General features: G+C 63.3%; 17 protein-coding genes. 9 read left to right on the top strand and 8 right to left on the bottom strand.

Annotated features, from left to right (window positions below):
• The first annotated feature begins 24 nt into the window (after positions 1-24).
• The 5 genes from HAHE_RS14700 to HAHE_RS14720 are packed head-to-tail and all read left to right on the top strand — an operon-like array spanning position 25 to position 5,391.
• A complete protein-coding gene (locus tag HAHE_RS14700; protein ID WP_338685460.1) occupies positions 25-2,475 on the top strand; it encodes a DUF1588 domain-containing protein in 2,451 nt (816 codons plus the stop codon).
• A 14-nt stretch (positions 2,476-2,489) separates the two neighbouring features.
• A complete protein-coding gene (locus tag HAHE_RS14705; RefSeq protein WP_338685461.1) occupies positions 2,490-3,914 on the top strand; it encodes a DUF1552 domain-containing protein in 1,425 nt (474 codons plus the stop codon).
• 49 nt (positions 3,915-3,963) lie between these two features.
• Entirely contained in the window at positions 3,964-4,287 is a 324-nt protein-coding gene (locus HAHE_RS14710) for a TfoX/Sxy family protein (protein WP_338685462.1), read from the top strand.
• 46 nt (positions 4,288-4,333) lie between these two features.
• Positions 4,334-5,017 (top strand): rhomboid family intramembrane serine protease, encoded by a 684-nt coding sequence (locus tag HAHE_RS14715; protein ID WP_338685464.1) that lies wholly within the window; start codon positions 4,334-4,336, stop codon positions 5,015-5,017.
• Between the two features lie 47 nt (positions 5,018-5,064).
• Positions 5,065-5,391 (top strand): cupin domain-containing protein, encoded by a 327-nt coding sequence (locus HAHE_RS14720; RefSeq protein WP_338685466.1) that lies wholly within the window; start codon positions 5,065-5,067, stop codon positions 5,389-5,391.
• A gap of 5 nt (positions 5,392-5,396) precedes the next feature.
• Here the strand turns inward: HAHE_RS14720 and HAHE_RS14725 are convergent, their stop codons facing one another.
• Positions 5,397-5,984: a hypothetical protein gene (locus tag HAHE_RS14725; protein WP_338685469.1), complete on the bottom strand. Its 588-nt coding sequence runs from the start codon at positions 5,982-5,984 to the stop codon at positions 5,397-5,399.
• Positions 5,985-6,203: 219 nt separating this feature from the next.
• Here HAHE_RS14725 and HAHE_RS14730 point away from each other — a divergent pair, with 219 nt between their 5' ends.
• The 3 genes from HAHE_RS14730 to HAHE_RS14740 all read left to right on the top strand — a co-directional run bounded on the left by HAHE_RS14730 (position 6,204) and on the right by HAHE_RS14740 (position 10,396).
• Complete coding sequence (locus HAHE_RS14730) at positions 6,204-6,626, top strand: hypothetical protein (RefSeq protein ID WP_338685471.1); 423 nt, start codon at positions 6,204-6,206, stop codon at positions 6,624-6,626.
• Between the two features lie 194 nt (positions 6,627-6,820).
• A complete protein-coding gene (locus HAHE_RS14735; protein WP_338685472.1) occupies positions 6,821-8,872 on the top strand; it encodes a DUF1592 domain-containing protein in 2,052 nt (683 codons plus the stop codon).
• Between the two features lie 174 nt (positions 8,873-9,046).
• Complete coding sequence (locus HAHE_RS14740) at positions 9,047-10,396, top strand: DUF1552 domain-containing protein (protein WP_338685473.1); 1,350 nt, start codon at positions 9,047-9,049, stop codon at positions 10,394-10,396.
• A gap of 12 nt (positions 10,397-10,408) precedes the next feature.
• Here HAHE_RS14740 and creC read toward each other — a convergent pair whose 3' ends face one another.
• The 4 genes from creC to HAHE_RS14760 form a co-directional block, all read right to left on the bottom strand.
• On the bottom strand, positions 10,409-11,851 hold the full coding sequence (creC, locus tag HAHE_RS14745) for a two-component system sensor histidine kinase CreC (RefSeq protein WP_338685474.1): 1,443 nt from the start codon (positions 11,849-11,851) through the stop codon (positions 10,409-10,411).
• Positions 11,852-11,881: 30 nt separating this feature from the next.
• Positions 11,882-12,202 (bottom strand): hypothetical protein, encoded by a 321-nt coding sequence (locus tag HAHE_RS14750; protein ID WP_338685475.1) that lies wholly within the window; start codon positions 12,200-12,202, stop codon positions 11,882-11,884.
• Positions 12,203-12,237: 35 nt separating this feature from the next.
• Positions 12,238-12,924, bottom strand: a complete 687-nt coding sequence (gene creB / locus HAHE_RS14755; protein ID WP_338685476.1) for a two-component system response regulator CreB — start codon at positions 12,922-12,924, stop codon at positions 12,238-12,240.
• A 78-nt stretch (positions 12,925-13,002) separates the two neighbouring features.
• Positions 13,003-13,731 (bottom strand): copper homeostasis protein CutC, encoded by a 729-nt coding sequence (locus tag HAHE_RS14760; RefSeq protein WP_338685477.1) that lies wholly within the window; start codon positions 13,729-13,731, stop codon positions 13,003-13,005.
• A 78-nt stretch (positions 13,732-13,809) separates the two neighbouring features.
• Here HAHE_RS14760 and HAHE_RS14765 point away from each other — a divergent pair, with 78 nt between their 5' ends.
• A complete protein-coding gene (locus tag HAHE_RS14765; RefSeq protein WP_338685479.1) occupies positions 13,810-14,400 on the top strand; it encodes a hypothetical protein in 591 nt (196 codons plus the stop codon).
• 7 nt (positions 14,401-14,407) lie between these two features.
• On the opposite strand, the gene HAHE_RS14770 is transcribed toward HAHE_RS14765, so the two are convergent.
• The 3 genes from HAHE_RS14770 to HAHE_RS14780 all read right to left on the bottom strand — a co-directional run bounded on the left by HAHE_RS14770 (position 14,408) and on the right by HAHE_RS14780 (position 16,885).
• Positions 14,408-15,457: a hypothetical protein gene (locus HAHE_RS14770; RefSeq protein WP_338685481.1), complete on the bottom strand. Its 1,050-nt coding sequence runs from the start codon at positions 15,455-15,457 to the stop codon at positions 14,408-14,410.
• A 145-nt stretch (positions 15,458-15,602) separates the two neighbouring features.
• On the bottom strand, positions 15,603-16,001 hold the full coding sequence (locus tag HAHE_RS14775) for a hypothetical protein (RefSeq protein WP_338685483.1): 399 nt from the start codon (positions 15,999-16,001) through the stop codon (positions 15,603-15,605).
• Positions 16,002-16,054: 53 nt separating this feature from the next.
• Entirely contained in the window at positions 16,055-16,885 is an 831-nt protein-coding gene (locus HAHE_RS14780) for a TIGR00730 family Rossman fold protein (RefSeq protein WP_338685485.1), read from the bottom strand.
• Positions 16,886-16,901: the final 16 nt, after the last annotated feature.

The following is a 16,901-nucleotide window of genomic DNA, read 5'->3' on the forward strand; positions in this document are numbered from 1 at the left end:
CAGGCGTAGGCCGCGACTGTGACCTTGGGCTTTGTTCATCGGGAAGCGGCGGCAGTTGCGATTGTCGGCTGCCTCATCGGCGCCGGTAGCGCGCGCGGATTCGCTCCGGATGCGGCATTCGGGGACTTGGTGAAGCCGTTCTTCGAGACCCACTGCGTCGAGTGCCACGGGCCGGACAAGCAGAAGGCGAAGTTCACCGTTCATGACCTCGAAGGTCCCCCTGCGGAAGGCAAGGACGTCGAGCGATGGGAGAAGATTCTCGAGATGGTCAGTCTCGGTGACATGCCTCCGGAGGAGGAACCCCAGCCGGACAAGATGGTGAGGAGCCAGGTAATGTCATGGATCGGGTCGGGATTGGAAGGCATCGGCCGCGGGGTGAACGAGGACAAGCTGGCGCTCCCGAGCCAAGCGAACCGCGTCGACCACACGGAGCTCTTCAGCGGTGAGCACAAGGGGCCCGCCTATTCGCCGGCGCGGCTGTGGCGGGTGAGTCCGCAGATCTACCGCCAGTTTTCGAAAGAGGTCCGCACCGAGGTCTCACAGCCGCTGCTCGGGCTGGGCGGCAAGGGATTCCAAGACTACGCCAGCCTGCTGGCCGACGAGGCGGTTATCAAGACGATGATGCGCAACAGCGGTCTGGTTGCGGCCAGCCTGCTGGAGGGCGATCGCGCCCGGATGGGCTACGTGCTGAAAGCCGACGATGAGAAGCGGGACGAGACCTACGAGCGGGCCATCGGCGAACTGTTCCGCATCATCTTCCAGCGCGAACCGACCGAGTCGGACCGGGCGCGCTACATCGACGGGCTCTTCCGCAAGAATCTTGAACTCGGTGGCCCGGCGATCGCGTTCAAGACGCTCATTACCGGCATGCTCATGTCCCAGGAGTTCGTGTTCCGGATGGAGATCGGACTCGGCGAAGAGTTGCCCGACGGGCGTTGCATGCTGAGCCCGCTCGAACTCGCCTACGCGCTTTCCTACGCGATCTACGACGAACCCGATACCGATCTTCTCAAGGCGGCCAACGAGGGCCGGCTGACGACGCGGGAGGATGTCCAGCGCGAGGTGCGTGCCGTGCTTGCCCGCGAGGACGGGAAGGGGAACTACTGGCACTACCCGATGTATCACCGGTGGGGAGGGGACTACTATGACCACCAGCCACGGGTGCTGCGGTTCTTCCAGGAGTTCTTCGGTTACGATGCGGCGCCGGACGTCTTCAAGGACAAGGAGCGCAACCCCGAGCACCATGCTCTCCGTCTCCGCAAGGATGCCGACCTCTTCGTCCTCTCGGTGCTCGAGGAGGATCGCGATGTGCTCGCGACACTGCTGACCAGCAACCGCTACGCCATCGATCACTTCCGGGAGGATCGGATGGAGAAGCTTCTCAAGGGCAGCAACGAGAAGATGAAGGAGCACATGCGGAACAAGTACGGCGACGAGTTCGCGAAAATTGCCGAAGCAGGGAAGTGGCCCGGTCTCGATTCCAGTCACGTCACGGCCTACAATCTCGACCGCAAAAAGGCCGATACGATCCGTCGGGGTCCCGACGAGCTGGTCGAACTGCCGGCTGACCAGCGGTCCGGCATGCTCACCCATCCGGCATGGCTCGTGGCCCACAGCGGTAACTTCGACAATGACATCGTCCGTCGTGGAAAGTGGATCCGCGAGCACCTGCTGGCCGATATGGTTCCCGAGGTGCCCATCGGGGTGGATGCGAAGGTTCCCGAGGATCACCACCGGACGCTCCGCGAGCGCATGACCGTGGTTGAGCGGGAGGAGTGCTGGCGCTGTCACCGCAAGATGAACCCGCTGGGCAACGCCTTCGAGTACTACGACGACTTCGGGCGCTACCGTGACCGGATCGTCATCGGTGATGCCGACGCCTATTTCAAGGACCTGCGGAACTACAACAACCAGGTCGAGCGGACGACGCAGGATCTGGAGAAGTGGCTTTCGCTGGATGCCGAAGGTCGCGCCGGGAAGGTGCGCGAGGCGGAGGAGCGGATCGCGGCGTTGAAGAAGCCGACAGGCGACGAGGAATACGTCAAGGCCGCCGAGGTACGTTACGAGAAGGACATGGCCCGCTGGACCAAGGAGCGGGAGTACTGGAAGTCGATGACCGAAGAGAAGCGGCAGGCCGAGATCGAGAAGCAGCGCAAGCGCCTCGGCAGCCTGACTCCGCCGGTCGCCGAGGAGCGTCCGGTCGATGCCTCCGGCGAACTTCGCGGAACCGGCGACGCGTCACTCGACGGGCCCTTCGATGATCCGGTCGAGCTTACGCAGCGCCTCGCCCGATCGGAGCTCGCTCGGCAGTCCTTCGTGCGACATGCTTTCCGCTACTGGATGGGCCGTAACGAGAACCTCGATGACTCTCCGACGCTCATGGACGCCGATCGCGCCTATGTCGAAAACGACGGCAGCTTCCGCGAACTGCTTGTTTCACTCCTCACCTCCGACTCCTTCCTCTACCGGAAATAGAACCTGCGACCCCGATGAGAAGCACTCCTTTCGAACTCCCGCGCCGACAGTTCCTCAAGGGCATGTCCGGCACCGCGCTGGCGCTGGTTCCGTTCTTCCGGAATCTCCAGGCACAGACGGCCGGCAACCCGGCGGCGATGCCCAAGCGCTTCGTCTTCGTGATGCGGGCAAACGGCCTCCGGCCGTATGGTGTGGTTCCGCTCGGCCTCGAGCACCTCGGCACCGACAGGGACATGCGCGACAAGATGGTCGATCGCCCGCTCAAGGACCTCACGCTGAACCCGAGCATGGCCTCGCTCGAGCCGTTCAAGGACCAGCTCACGATCATTCAGGGGCTGTCGAGCAAGGTCTGCAAGGGACCGCACGGCGGTCACTTCGGAGTGCTGGGGGCCTACACGTCGGGCGATCATGCTCCGCCTCGCAGAGCCACACTCGACTACGAACTGGCGCAAAAGTTTCCGGGGATCTTCAAGCACCTCGCCTTCCACATCGGCACCGAGCCGACCGAGTTGTTCCGCTACCTGAGCATCTCCGCGATGGGTAAGAACACCCGGACGCCGGCCTACGCCTCGCCGATGCTCGCCTACAAGGACATCTTCGGCACGGTGATGAAAGGCGCCGATGCGGAGGTCGAGGCCGCCGCGAACGCCAACCTGCTCGACTTCCTCGTCGATGACGTGAAGCGCGCGAAGAAGGTGCTTGGGGGAAGTGACGAGCGGGAGAAGCTCGATCACTACCTTCACGGCTTCGAGGCGCTTCGCGAGCGTGATGTGAAACTCACCAAGATGGGGGATGTCCTTGAGGACGGAGCACCGAAGGTCACCGACAAGTACACGTCGGAGATCGAAACCCACCGGCTTGAGTCGCACTTCGACATGGCTGCCGCCTCGTTGATCACCGGGCTCACGAATGTCGTGACGATCCGGGCAGACGAACTCGAGAGCCGTTTCCAGGGTTTCCAGCACGAGCGGATGAAGCAGATCTCGCTGCACGACATCGGCCACACCGCCGACATCGAGGGCATGAATGACCGCTTCGACTCGGATTGGAAGTCGGGCCGGGAGATGCGCGGTTTGCTGCGCACGTTCCAGATGGAGTTGATCGCCGGTCTTGCGGCGAAACTGAAGGCGGTGCCGGAAGGCAACGGGACGATGCTCGACAACACGCTCATCGTTTACATGAGCGATGCCGGAAGCGCCCACCACACCGGCTATCAGAATATGCCGCTGCTCGTGCTCGGGAACATGAACGGAGCCTTCCGGACCGGCCGCTATCTTCACTATCCCGCTTACAACACGGCCGGTCACCGCGTGCTCGCGAATCTGCACTGCTCGCTACTGCACGCCGCGGGCTTCCCCGAGGACCGCTACGGAGACCGTGATCCGGGTCTGAGCGAGACGATCGATCAGAACGGGCCGCTCGCTGAATTGATGGCCTGATCCCGGCGGGAGATCGACTCGGGCGTCTGGTCTGTCTACAGCTCGGCCCATGGACGAATTGCTTGCCGACCGGGTTCGGGTGCTGCTGACGGGTTTGCCCGGGCTTTCGGAGAAGCGCATGTTCGGCGGGCTGTGTTTCCTCGTGAACGGCAACATGGCCTGCGGAGTCACCAACAAGGACGAGGTGATGCTGCGGGTCGGGCCGGAGCGCTACCGCGAGCTTCTCGCGAAACACGAGGCCCGCGAAATGGACTTCACCGGCCGGCCGATGAAGGGGTTCCTGTTCATCGATCCGGACGGGATGGATGTGGAGGAACTCGCCGCGTGGCTGGAGCCTGCGGTCGACTTCGCGTCGTCGCTGCCGGCCAAGTAGCGGCGTTCGGCGTTGCCATGCCGATGGATCTCGGCTTTCTAGGCCCGTGGATTTCCAAGTCAGGAACTTCAGGGAATTGTGGAAACTTCAGGGCCCGCTGCTGGTCCTGATCGTCCTGATGTTCCTGATCTTCTTCGTGCAGTCGCTGCCGGGGTCGGTTTTCTGGGTCGACCGCTTCATGGCGATTCCGGGCGAAGTCGTCCAAAGTTGGGACGACATCCGGTCGGGGGTCGGCCGGCCCGATGACTGGTGGGAGCTTGGAACGCTGCTGAGCTGTGTATTTCTCCACGCCGACATCCAGCACGTCGGCATGAACATGCTGTTCATGTGGATTTTCGCGGCGCTTTTCGTCGAACTGCTCGGCTGGCGCTGGATGCTCTTGGTGTTCCTCACCACCGGAATCGCGGGCTCGCTGACGCACGTGATTCTGAATCGCGAGGACTTCATCCCGATGCTGGGGGCATCCGGGGCAGTGATGGGATTCGAAGGGGCGTATCTGGGCTTGGCGACCCGTTTTCGCCTGCCTGATCCACACGTCTGGCCGATGGCCCGCCCGATTCCACCGGCCCGGCTCGCGCTGCTGGCCTTGATCGGGGTGGGGATTGATTACTTTTCGCTGTTCAGCGGACAGCAGGAGGGAATCGCCTATGGTGCGCACATCGGTGGCTTCACCATGGGACTCCTGATTGCGGGAATTGCCGCCCCTCGTCCGAGGCTCGCGCTGAACTGAGCGCTGCGAGCTTGTGCGCCCTGCCGGCTTCTGGCGCAGTCGCGGATATGCTTCCGACTGTCAAACGCCTGCCTCCCAAGCCGTCTTGCCCCGATGGCGAAGTCGCCTTTCCTCTCGTTGAGACGGCCGGACTGACGCTTGAGTGCCTCGTTTCGCAGGGTGCGGCTTCTCCGGACGGGTTTTGGTACGATCAGGGCCGCCCGGAATGGGTCATGTTACTCAAAGGATCGGCTACTCTGGTTTTCGAGGAAGGCGTGCTCGAGCTATCGACCGGCGATTCTCTGACCATACCGCCCGGCATGCGGCATCGCGTCGGCGAAGTGTCGGACGACGCCGTGTGGCTGGCGTTGCATTATGAGCCGGATTCCGCCTGACCCGTTCAGGGCAGTTGGATCGTCGGGACAACGATCACGTCGAGGATTTCGCGACGTGGTTCGTAGACCCGGACCACACGGTCGCCGTACCAGTAGAGTCCGGTGTCGGGTGCGGCATTGAGGCCGGCGAAGTCCGAATACGGAAGCGGGGTGAGGCTCGGCCACCAGTCGTCGGTGATGACCCATCCCGGAGAGAGTTTCTTCTGCCACCCCGGCGGCAGCGGTTTGCCGCTCGCGACTTTCTTGGCAAGACCGGGAGGCAGTCCGTGAGGGTGTCCCTTGTGCTTGGAAAAGTAACCGAGCACCGCGTCACGGTCCTTGTCTTCGAACTTTTTCACGGCCTTGCGCCAATCCTTCTCCGCCTTCTTCGGGTCGATGGAAGGAATGTCGTTCTTCTTCACCTTTCCATTGCCCTTCACGTTCGGCGGTCCGGGGATGTCCTTCTTCTTCGGGGCTTTTCCGGGCTTGGCCTTGCCGGACTGTCCGGGCGGGCCGCCGCTGTTGCCCTTTCCTTTTCCGGGCTTGGCTTCGGCGGGGCCGGAGGTCAGGGCGAGTGCCGCGGCGATGGCGATGGCGGTGGTGTGGAATTTCATGCGTGAGATGGCGGGATTGAGTGGGGCGCCACCAAGATGGACGCCCGATTTCACCGTCCGCGACATTCCTACGAATGCAACCACCGATCCGGGCGGGACCGAATTTTTCAACAGGGGTGCATCCGAACTCTGCCGGGACGCGTTCCTTGATTCGGACATGGATGAAGAGGCCCGGGAGTCGGGCCGCATCCGGACCGAAACAACCAAACTGACCCCTCGATGAAAAAACTGATCAACAACAAACTCCCCGCCCTCGTCGCTTCCGCCGTCGCGCTCCTCAGCCTGGCCGCACAAGGTGCCCACGAAGCCAACAACAAGGCCGCCATGGACGGCGAAGGCACGATCGCGACCGGCAAGGCGATCGTCAACTATGTGAAAGGAAAGGACACTTGGAATGCATCGGTGCTCGTGAAGGATTTGCCGGAAGGCGTCTATTTCTTCGTCGTGCGCGCCAACACACCGGGCGGCATCGGTGAGTATCAGCCGGTCTGCATGCTGGAGTCGGACGGCAAAGGCAACGCCTCCGGCTCGGCCAGCCAGTTTGACCTCGGCGGATTCCACGAAGGGCTGATCGTCGACATGGACGGCAATGTCCTGATTTCCGGCTTCTTCGAACGCCGCGGAGGCAATCGAGAAGGGTGATCTCTCTCCACTCGGATGCCGGCTCGTTCCTGCGAATGAGGTCGGCATTCCTGACATGAAACTTCTGCTCAATGGCGGCTCCGCACGACGCGGGGCCGCCATTTTTGCATCGGAAAGGCAGGCGCTTGGGGGAAAGTAAGGGTGGGCGAACGACGTAGCGGAATGGATCGCCCGTTTTTCCGGGGTTCCTATCCATGCGTATTCCTTTGTCCGTGGTCGCCACCCTCGCCGTGATTCTTCCGGCTGCCGCGGAGGATCCGTCGGCAGTGCTGCAGGTATTCGAGAAGAACTGCGTCGAGTGCCACGGCAAGGGCGAGAAGGTGAAGGGGGATGTCGATCTGATGGCGATCCGTTCCGGCTCGGACCTGAGCCAGGACCCCGAGCTCCTCAAGTCGATCATCGATGCCATCGATTTCGAGGAGATGCCTCCCGAGGACGAGCCGCAGCTTGAACCCGATGTCCGGGCGGCGTTTCTCGCCGATCTGAAGGGCCTGCTCCGCGAGTCGCTTGCCGAGACGAAGGTTTACCCGCGGACGCCGATCCGGCGGATGAACCGCTTCCAGTACAACAACGCGGTGGTCGACCTGTTCCGGCTGAACCGTGAGGTCTTCTCCCTGCCCGAGAAGATGATGAGGGAGCACGACGGATACTTCCAGCCGGCGACCGGCCGGGTTCCCGACGTCGTCAAGGTCGGGAGCCGCCCGCTCGGGAAGTCGCAGTTGATCGAGCCCCGTCTCGCCGGGGTGGCGCCCTTTCCCCAGGACCTTCGGGCGGAGCACGGATTCGACAATCAGGCCGACCACCTGTCGATGTCGCCGCTTCTGATGGAGGCCTTCCTCAGGCTCGGGCAGTCGATCACGGAGAGTGACGACTTCAACCCGAAGACGGTGGGTCACTGGAAGTCGTTGTTCGCTCCTCCTGCCGGAAGCGGGAATGCCGAACAGGAGACGCGCCGCCGCCTTCGCGTCTTCCTGACCATGGCGTTCCGGAGGCCGGTGGAGGAAGATGTTCTCGATCGCTATGCGGGCTTCCTCTCCGAGAGGCTCGAGGCGGGCGTCCGCTACGACGACGCGGTTGCGGAGCTTGCGGCGGCGGTGATTGCCTCGCCCCGGTTCCTCTATCTCTACGATCGCGGAACAGCTGGGAAAGGGACGGTGACCGTCGATCACTTCGAGCTGGCGTCGCGCATGTCGTTTTTCCTTTGGGGCAGCATTCCGGACAACGAACTGCTTGATCTCGCCGGGAAGGGTGAGTTGGGCAACCCGGACGTGCTGTCGAAGCAGATCGACCGGATGCTCGCCGACCGCAGGCTGAAGCGATTTTGCGACAGCTTCCCAACCCAGTGGTTGCAGCTGGAACGCATCGTCTCATCGACGCCGAGCCGCGAGAAGTATCCGGATTTCTACTTCTCCGCCTACCGCAACAGCATGCACATGATGATCGAGCCGCTGTTGCTCTTCGAGACGGTGCTGATCGAGAACCGCCCGATCACCGAGTTGATCGACCCGGGGTTCAGCTACCGTTCCGGACAACTCGAGAAGGCTTACGGAAAGCTTTCGATCAGCAAGGGCGGTTGGAATCTCAAGCAAGGCGGCGTGCAGGCGCTGAGCTTCACCCGCCTTCCGGTGCGGGACCGTCGCAATGGTGGCGTGATCACCAATGCCGCGGTGATGACCATGACATCCGGACCGGAGAGGTCGCAGCCGATCACGCGCGGCGCATGGGTCGCGACCGTGATCTTCAACAACCCTCCGAATCCTCCGCCCGCCGACGTCCCGCCGCTGGAGGAGAATCATGCGGAGGAAGAGAAGCCGTTGACGCTTCGCGAGCGTTTGGCCATGCACCGCGAACGGGCCGACTGCCGCGGTTGTCACGAGAAGATCGATCCGCTCGGGTTCGCGCTCGAGAACTACAACGCGATCGGACGCTGGCGGGACGATTACGAGAACGGCCGCGAGGTGGACGTTTCGGACACCTTGTTCCGCAAGCACCGGTTCGCCAGCGTGATTGAGTTCAAGGATGCGATCCTTGCCGAAAAGGATCGCTTCACCCGAGGCCTCGCGGGGCATATGCTGTCCTTTGCCTTGGCGCGTGAACTGGGCGCTGCGGATCAACCCGCGCTCGACCGGATCGCGGCTGCCACGGCCGCCGACGATTACCGAATGAAGACGCTGATCCGTGAAGTGATCCTGAGTGAACCGTTCCGCAGCAAGACCCTCGTGAAAGCCGAAAACACCGAACACTGAAACCGACCCGAGAAGCATGATGCGATTTTCCCAAGGCTTTCTGCCCCCCGTTGTTTCACCGCCAAGTCGCCAAGAACGCCAAGATCGATGGCATCGCTTTTCTTTGCGTCCTTGGCGACTTGGCGGTTGCATCGATTGCCGTCCCAATGAGTCAGATCAATCTCCGGACTTTGTATGAGACCCATTTCCAGAAGACGCTTTCTCCGCGGGATCGGCGGTGCCGCGCTCGCCTTGCCATGGCTCGAGAGCGCTGGCGCGACGCGGGCCCCGGCCGCCGTGGCCAAGCGCATGGCTCACTTCTACGTTCCGATCGGAGTGGTGCGCCGGGGATTCTTTCCCGGTGAAGCGGACCATGTCATTCCGAAGGGGAACCTCGGCAACATCCGGCGGTCGCTCGGCAAGCAGGACCCGCTCTACAGTGTCCGTCCGCTGGATCGGTTGACTCCGACGATGGAGCCGCTGGCCGGCCTGAAGGACAAGATCAACCTGATCACCGGCATGGACCGGACCTTCCAGCAGGGCACCGACGTGCACGCGCAGTGCGCGTCCTGCTACCTCAGCAGTGCGGAGCCGTACACGATCAAGGGCACCGCGTGGCCGCTGGACCGCACGCTGGATCACTTGGTGGCGGATCAGGTCGGCACGACCACACCGTTTCCGACGCTTGAGTTCAGCTGCAACAGCCACAAGGACAACAAGGAGTCGATCTACTTCGACAACATCTCTTGGTATGGGACGGGACACCTCGCGCCTTCGATCCGGGATCCGAGGAAGATGTACCGTCGGCTTTTCTCCACCCGGGAGATCCGGAGGTTCCGCGATGTCACCGATCTGGTGCTGGAGGACGCCGCCTCGCTGAAGCGGGAACTTGGCTATGCGGACGGGCAGAAGTTCGACGAGTATTTCGATTCGGTACGGACCATCGAGCTCCAGATGGAGCGGTTGGAGAAGATGAAGGCGGAGCTCTCGAAGGTGACCTTCGACGAGCCTCCGGAGACCTATCTTCCCCGGGGAGAATACATCCGCCTCATGGGTGACCTGATGGTCGTGGCCCTCCAGACCGGGTTGACGAATGTCGCGACCTTCATGGTCGGCCCGGAACGTTGGGACACGCCTTACCTGTTCGAGGAGTTGTTCGACAAGCCGCGGAGCCACCACCAGATGTCGCACAACCAGACCAAGATGATCGGCGACCTGCTGAAGGTGGACCGCTTCCACATGGAGCAGTTCGCGTATCTGGCGGAAAAGATGGACTCGGTCGTCGAGGCGGACGGTACGACGATGCTCGACAACACGCTGTTCACCTACGGATCGGGACTCGGTGACGGATCCACGCACCAGTACAACGACCTGCCGATCATCGTCGCCGGTGGCGGCCGGGGCGTGAAGGCCGGTCAGCACATCAACATGCCGGAAGGCACGCCTCTCGCGAACCTGTGGCTCACGCAGGCACGCATGATGGGACTCGGGATGGAACGCTTCGCCGACAGCTCGGGAGAGATCTCGGCGCTCAGGGCATCGTGACGGGCGACCGCATCAGGGTTTTCCCGCGGACGGCAAGGTGAGCACCGCACGGGTGCCATTCGGATCGACGGGGTCGAGAGCGATACGGCCTCCATGGAGTTCGGCGGCTTCCTTGACCAGGGTGAGGCCGAGGCCGGTTCCCTTTCGGCCGGCCTTGAGGTGACGGAGCGAGAAGAAGCGCTCGAAGATCTTTTCGCGTGCGTAGTCGGGAATGCCCGGCCCGTGGTCTTCGATCGTGAGCACCGTTTCATCCGATCCCGAAAGACGGATCGACACGGTTTCGCCGGACGGGGAGAAATCGATGGCGTTCTCCAGCAGGTTGGTCACGGCCGCCCGCAAGATGAAGGCGTCGCCCAGCACCTCGACCGGTTCTTCCGGCAGGTCGATCGAGAGCGTGACGCCTGCCAGTTCGGCGAGGGGACGGCCTTGGTCGATGGCTCTCCGCACAACGTCCGAGAAGTCCACGGTGTCGGTGCTGTCGAGCTGCGACCGGCCCTCGAGCGCCGACAGTTCGAGCAGGCGGTTGAGTAAACGGTCGGCGCGGGCGGACTCCGCACGGATGTTGTTGAGAAAGCGCGAGCGGTCGGCAGCGGGCATGTTCTCGTCGAGCAGCTCGGCGGCTCCGCGGATCGCCGCCAGCGGGCTTTTCATCTCATGCGTGAGGGTCTGGACGTAGCGCTCGGCGTATTTCCGTCCCTCGAGTGCCTCACGCATCGACTCGAGAGCGCGTGCGAGGGTGTTGACCTCCCGCCCGGCCCCGAGTGGCGGTGATGGGGGTCGCTTGCCTTGCTCGATGGCCCGCGCGTAGTCGGTGAGCCTGCTGATCGGCCGGTATTGCCAGATGAACACCGCGCCGACGAGAAACAGGATGCCGCCGCCAATGAGTCCGGTGCCCCACCAGATCTCCGATCGCCTGCGCCTGACGATGGGAAGGACGTCGGACTGCGGCTTGTAGACGGTCAGTACGCCCCAAGGGTTCTCCGGGTCGCCGACGGGAGCAGCGATGTGGAGCACGGAGCTGGCCGGGTCGCCTTCCTCCGAGCGGCTACTGCGTGCACCGTAGTGGCCTTGGAGTGTCAGGTGGACATCGCGCATGGCCGAGAAGTCCTGGCCGACCCGCTCGGGATACTTGGAATCAAACAGGACGATGCCCTGGCGGTCGGTGACATAGGCGCCGACCCCGACGGTTGTCTTGAGGTGGCTGTAGATCCGCGCCCGGAACTCCCTGGATTCGGAGATGTCGAAGGCCTTGGCGAAACGTTCGGGATCGAATTCGCCGCCATCCAGATCGGCCTCGACGAAGGAAGCCAGAAGGTGGGCGGTATCGACCATCGACTCCTCGGTGGCCTGAAAGGTCTGCGGCTCGACCTCGTCGAGCTGGCGCCGCACCAGCAGGTAAAAGCCGGATCCGATGATCAGGGCGATGATCAGGAGCGTGATCCGGGTGAGGCGCATGGGGTGGGTTTAAGTTCCAAGTTCCAAACTTCAAACGGAGAGTGAGGAAGTTTGACAGCTGCGACGGCGGGAGACGGAAGCGAAGATGATGCTGGCTGCGGTGGGAATGGCGATGAAGACGATGAACTCGAAGCTGTCGCTCATCCAATCCGCTTGGGCCGCTCCGGCTCCGAGTCCGATGATGAAAAGGATCGGGAGCAGAACAAGCAGCCCTGCGAAGTTGAGGGTGGCCCAAATCACCAATGGCAGTGCCCAAAGATCGGGCACGAGTTCAGCCCCAGGCCAGACCAGCAGGGCGCTGAGGATCCGCAGCACCTGAAGCCAGCGGTATCGGCGCACCTCATTGATCATTGGTGCTTTGAATTGGAAATTGCGGCGAAGCCGCGTCACGGCACGTAGGCGTAGCCGAGGCCACGGCGGGTTTGGATCAGGTCCTCGGCGCCCGGGGACATCTCGCGCAGCTTGGAGCGGATGGTCTTGATGTGGGCGTCGATGGTGCGGTCGGTGACGGCGCCCGGATCCTCCCACGCGTGATCGAGCAGTTGATCGCGGGTGTAGACGCGGCCGGGTCGGCTGAGGAAGACGAGGAGAAGCTTGTACTCGTGGGCGGTCAGGTCGAGGGCCTTGCCGGAGCAGAGGATCCGCATCGAGTTGGAGTCATGGGTGAGGGGGGAGTCGGATGCGGGTGGGGGAGGCACCTTGGAAGGAGCCTCTCCTTGGGAGCGGCGCATGATGGCGCGGACTCGGGCGACGATTTCGCGCGGGCTGAAGGGCTTGGTGACGTAGTCGTCGCCGCCGAGTTCGAGGCCGAGGATGCGGTCGAGTTCTCCGTCGCGGGCGGTGAGGAAAAGGATCGGGACCGAGGACTTCTCGCGCAGCACCTTGCAGACTTCGAGGCCGGTCATGTCCGGCAGACCGATGTCGAGGATGACGAAGTCGAAGGCGGTCTCGGCGTGGCGCGCGAGGGCGTCGGCGCCGGTCAGGGCATGCTGGATCTCGAAGCGTTCGGTTTGGAACGCGTAAACGACGGCGTCGGCGATGGCGGGCTCGTCTTCAACAAGAAGGATGCGCATGGGTTGATGTGTGTGGCGGGTGAATTCGCCGGGAGCTTGGCAGCCGGATGGTGAAGGGACGATGAAGCGCGGGCGAATTCAAAACGAGGCGAGCAGCTGGCGGATGAGGTTCGGATCGGTCGTTCGGTGCTCGTATTCACCTGGCACGGAACCCGCGCCCATCGGGATCTCCGGACGACGGAAAGTCATCGTGCTGTCCGTGGTGCGGCGACCGGTGAGGTGGATCTGGCCGGCGCCGGTGGCTGCGACGGTCGCGGCATTCTCGGCACGGATTCCGCCTCCCGGAAGAATCTCGATCCGTCCGGCCGCCTGACGTACCAGCTCGCCAATCACCTCCGCTCCTTCGACCGCGGTGGGGGCGCCACCGCTGGTCAGGACGCGGGTGAAACCGAGACCGGTCAGGGTTTCCAGCGAAGCGGAAAGATCGGCGCTGACGTCGAATGCCCGGTGGAAGACGACCGGCAGTCCCCCCGCGGCGGCGATCAGGGGTTCGCAGGCGGCCTCGTCGATCGATCCATCGGCCTGCAGGCAGCCGAAAACGACCGCATCGGCGCCGTGTTCGGCAGCGGCACGAATGTCGTCGGCCATCGCCGCGAGTTCGTCGGGCGAGTAGAGGAAATCGCCGCCACGAGGGCGGATCATCATCACGATGCCTCCCGGAAAGATACGTCGGGCCTGTTTCAAGACTCCGATCGAAGGCGTCAGGCCGCCCTCGACCAATCCGGAGCACAGTTCGATGCGATGCGCGCCCGCCTCGGCGGAGGCGGCGACGGATGGCAGGGAGTCGAGGCAGATTTCAACTTTCATTGGCGGGAGCCTGCGGAACGCAGGGGAGGTCGCCAAGCGTGTCGTTGAAGGATGACCGGGGTCGTGCCACTTTGTGTCATGGAAGAGAAGCGCCTCGAAACCGAGCTCGCCGACGGATTGCCCGTGCAGGTGAGACCGCTGGGTCCGGATACCCGCGACGGGCTTGCCGAGGGATACCGGCGGCTTTCTCCGGATTCCCGTTACCAGCGGTTCTGGGTGCGGACCGGCGAGCTGATCGGGGAACGGATGCTTGACCGGTTGCTGGAGGTCGATCCCGGTGATCATGCGATCTGGGCCGTGCTCGATCCCGCACGGGACTTTCCGGGAGTCGGCGCGGCGAGCTGGTGGCGGTCGGAGAAGGACCCGGACGAGGCGGAGTTCTCGTGCACGGTGCTCGATGAGGACCAGCGGAGGGGTGTGGGAAGTCTGCTGTTGGCGGTGTGCTGGCTCGATGCGATGAGCCACGGCGTCCGCAAGTTCGTCGGCTACACCATGCCCGAGAATGTTGGTGCGGTGCGCTGGATGCGTGACACCGGAGCCGAGGCCGAGTGGGATGGCTACAAGGTTATCTTCCGCTGGGATCTCGAGGACCTCGATACCATCCCCCCGGCCGGTCCGGGAATCGCCCTTGCCGAGCGACTCGCGGAGTTTTCCGGGGAGATGCTGTGACGGCTGCTCAGAATGCGTACTGCCAGCCGCCGGTGACGGTCAGGTCGGTGCCGAGCCGGTAGCCGTTGACGTCCTGCCAGAGTGGAAGGCGGACGTCGAAAGCGATGCGGTGGTTTTCCAGCGGTCCGCCGGGGACGAGGAAGTTCACGCCGACGATCGCCTCGATACGTTGGCCGCCGTAGTTCGTGCCGAAGGCGGTCGGCACGGTCAGGCGGGCGGGTGCGAAGGGCGGACGCAGGGAAACGTCGGATTGCAGTCCGGCGAGTTCCTCTTCCCACACGTACGACAGACCGCCGCTGAACGAGACCCAGTCGCGCGGGCACCACGACAGCCAGCCGTCGAGGTTGAAGCGGTGGCCGAGACGGTAGTCATGGGCATTCGTCTGGGTGCGGTAGATCCCGTTGGCTTGGAGGCCGACCGACCAGCAATTGCCGTGGTAGAGGTAGGTCAGCGAAGGGAGCAGGTCGACCGTGCCCGAGCCTAGCTGCATCGCGGCCGGGAGTTGTCGTGGGATCCGTCCGCCGGGTCCCGGGATCAGGTCCTTTTCCCCGATCGAGCCGGTCGGCAGGCTGACCGAAATTCCGGCGTGCATGTGGTGGTCGCCGGAGCCGAACAGGTCGAACAGGCCGCCGAGCTTAATGTCGCCGATGCCGTCGGACTCGGTGGTGAAGTAGCGGCTGCCGCCATTGAGCGCGATCAGCGGTGCGGCCATCGGGAAGATCTCGTGGGTCATCTCCATACTCGTGTAGGGGATCATGGCCATGAGCGTGAGATCGTCGGTCGGCGCGTACATCACGCCGATCATTTGCATGTCCATGGTCATGCGGCGGGGCGCGACGGTGTAGCCCGCGCCGAAGACCTGGCCGGCGGAGACGGCGTCGGAGCCGAAGTATATGCCGTCCATGTCCATGAACATGTAGCGGTAGGAGAGCATCCACTCTCCGGCGTTGTGGGTATGGTCGCCCATGATCGAGATCGGGGCGTGGGCGTCGGCGGTGCTGCCGGCGCGTGCGATGCCGCAAAGGGCGGCGAGGGTCAGGATGGAAGTGATTTTCAAAGGATCAGAATGTTGGTGGTTGGTGGGCGTGGTGATGCCACGCGTGACCGGAGCGGCTGTGTGCCGTCACGGGTCGGGTCAAACGCTGCCGGAATGGCAGTCGTGAAATCGAACGGAGCCGGATCGTGTCCGGCGGAAATGAGCCTCAAACGCGGCGGGGCGGAGGCGAGGGAGGGGCGTTCGATGTCTGGGTGGAAAGCCCCGTCGGCCTGGAGAAGCCGGGGTGCTTGAAATCATCGGGACGCAAAGCGTCCAACGAGATGCGTTCGGTGAGCTTGAGATCCTTGAGGGACAGCTTGTCGACTCCGGTTGGCGGAGCTTTCTCGCCATCCTGTCGATCGTGCTCCTTGGCCGCGCTGATCGCCTTGCACATGCCGCACGGGTGCTCGCCGTCGAAAGTCATGCGTGCGCCCTCCATCAGACCGCCTTCGGCCGAGTAGCTGACGAGCATGTTCGCCCAGGCGATACACTGGAGAACGCCGTAGTGGCCTCCGCTCAGATGGAGGATAGCGCCGAGAACGAGAATGACGCGGACGATGCGCACCGGCGCCGCGATATGGAGCGGCGCAGCCTGAGTCAAGACATGCCGGGAACGAGCTAGACGGTCTGCTGCTTGGGCATTTCGGATTCGCCGAGGATGGACTTGGCCTTCGGAAGGCGGCGCTCGCGCAGGCCGAACTGCCGAACGGCGTGGCGTTTCAGGTGGGCCACGGCTTCCTCGGGATCATCGGTGAAGAAGATCAGTTCCGGGTCTTCCGGGCTGATCGTGCCCGCCTCGGCCATGTGATAGACGAAGTCCATCAACGGCTTCCAGTAGTCCTTGCCCATCAGGATGATCGGGAAGTTCCGGATCTTCTTCGTCTGGATGAGCGTCATCGTCTCGAACATCTCGTCCATGGTGCCGGCACCGCCGGGCATGACGATGAAGGCGTAGGAGTACTTCACCAGGATCGTCTTGCGGGTGAAGAAGTAGTGCATGTCCACCGAGCGGTCGACGTAGGGGTTCACGTGCTGCTCGAAGGGCAGCTCGATGTTGACGCCGATCGAGCGGCCGCCGGCTTCGTGGGCACCGCGGTTGCCGGCTTCCATGATGCCGGGGCCGCCACCCGTGATGACCGTAAAGCCGAGCTTGGCGCACTCGGATCCCATGGTGCGGGCGAGCTCGTAGTAGGTCGTGCCGGGCTTGGTGCGCGCGGAGCCGAAAATCGTCACTGCCGGGCCGGCGAAATGCAGCGCGCGGAAAGCCTTCAGGAAATCCCAGGCGACGCGGCCGATCGTGCACAACTCGCCGACCCGCGAGCTCGGTCCGGAGAGGAGTGTCCTGTCGCTGTGATGCAGTTCGAATTCGAGCTGCTCCCGGATCGCGGATTCATCGATCTGGTGTTCTTCGGTGGGCTGGGGCGAGTCCGGGCAATCGGGTGCGGTCATGGGTCAGGAACTCCTA

It is taken from the genome of Haloferula helveola, from assembly GCF_037076345.1.
GTDB classification, from domain to species: domain Bacteria; phylum Verrucomicrobiota; class Verrucomicrobiia; order Verrucomicrobiales; family Akkermansiaceae; genus Haloferula; species Haloferula helveola.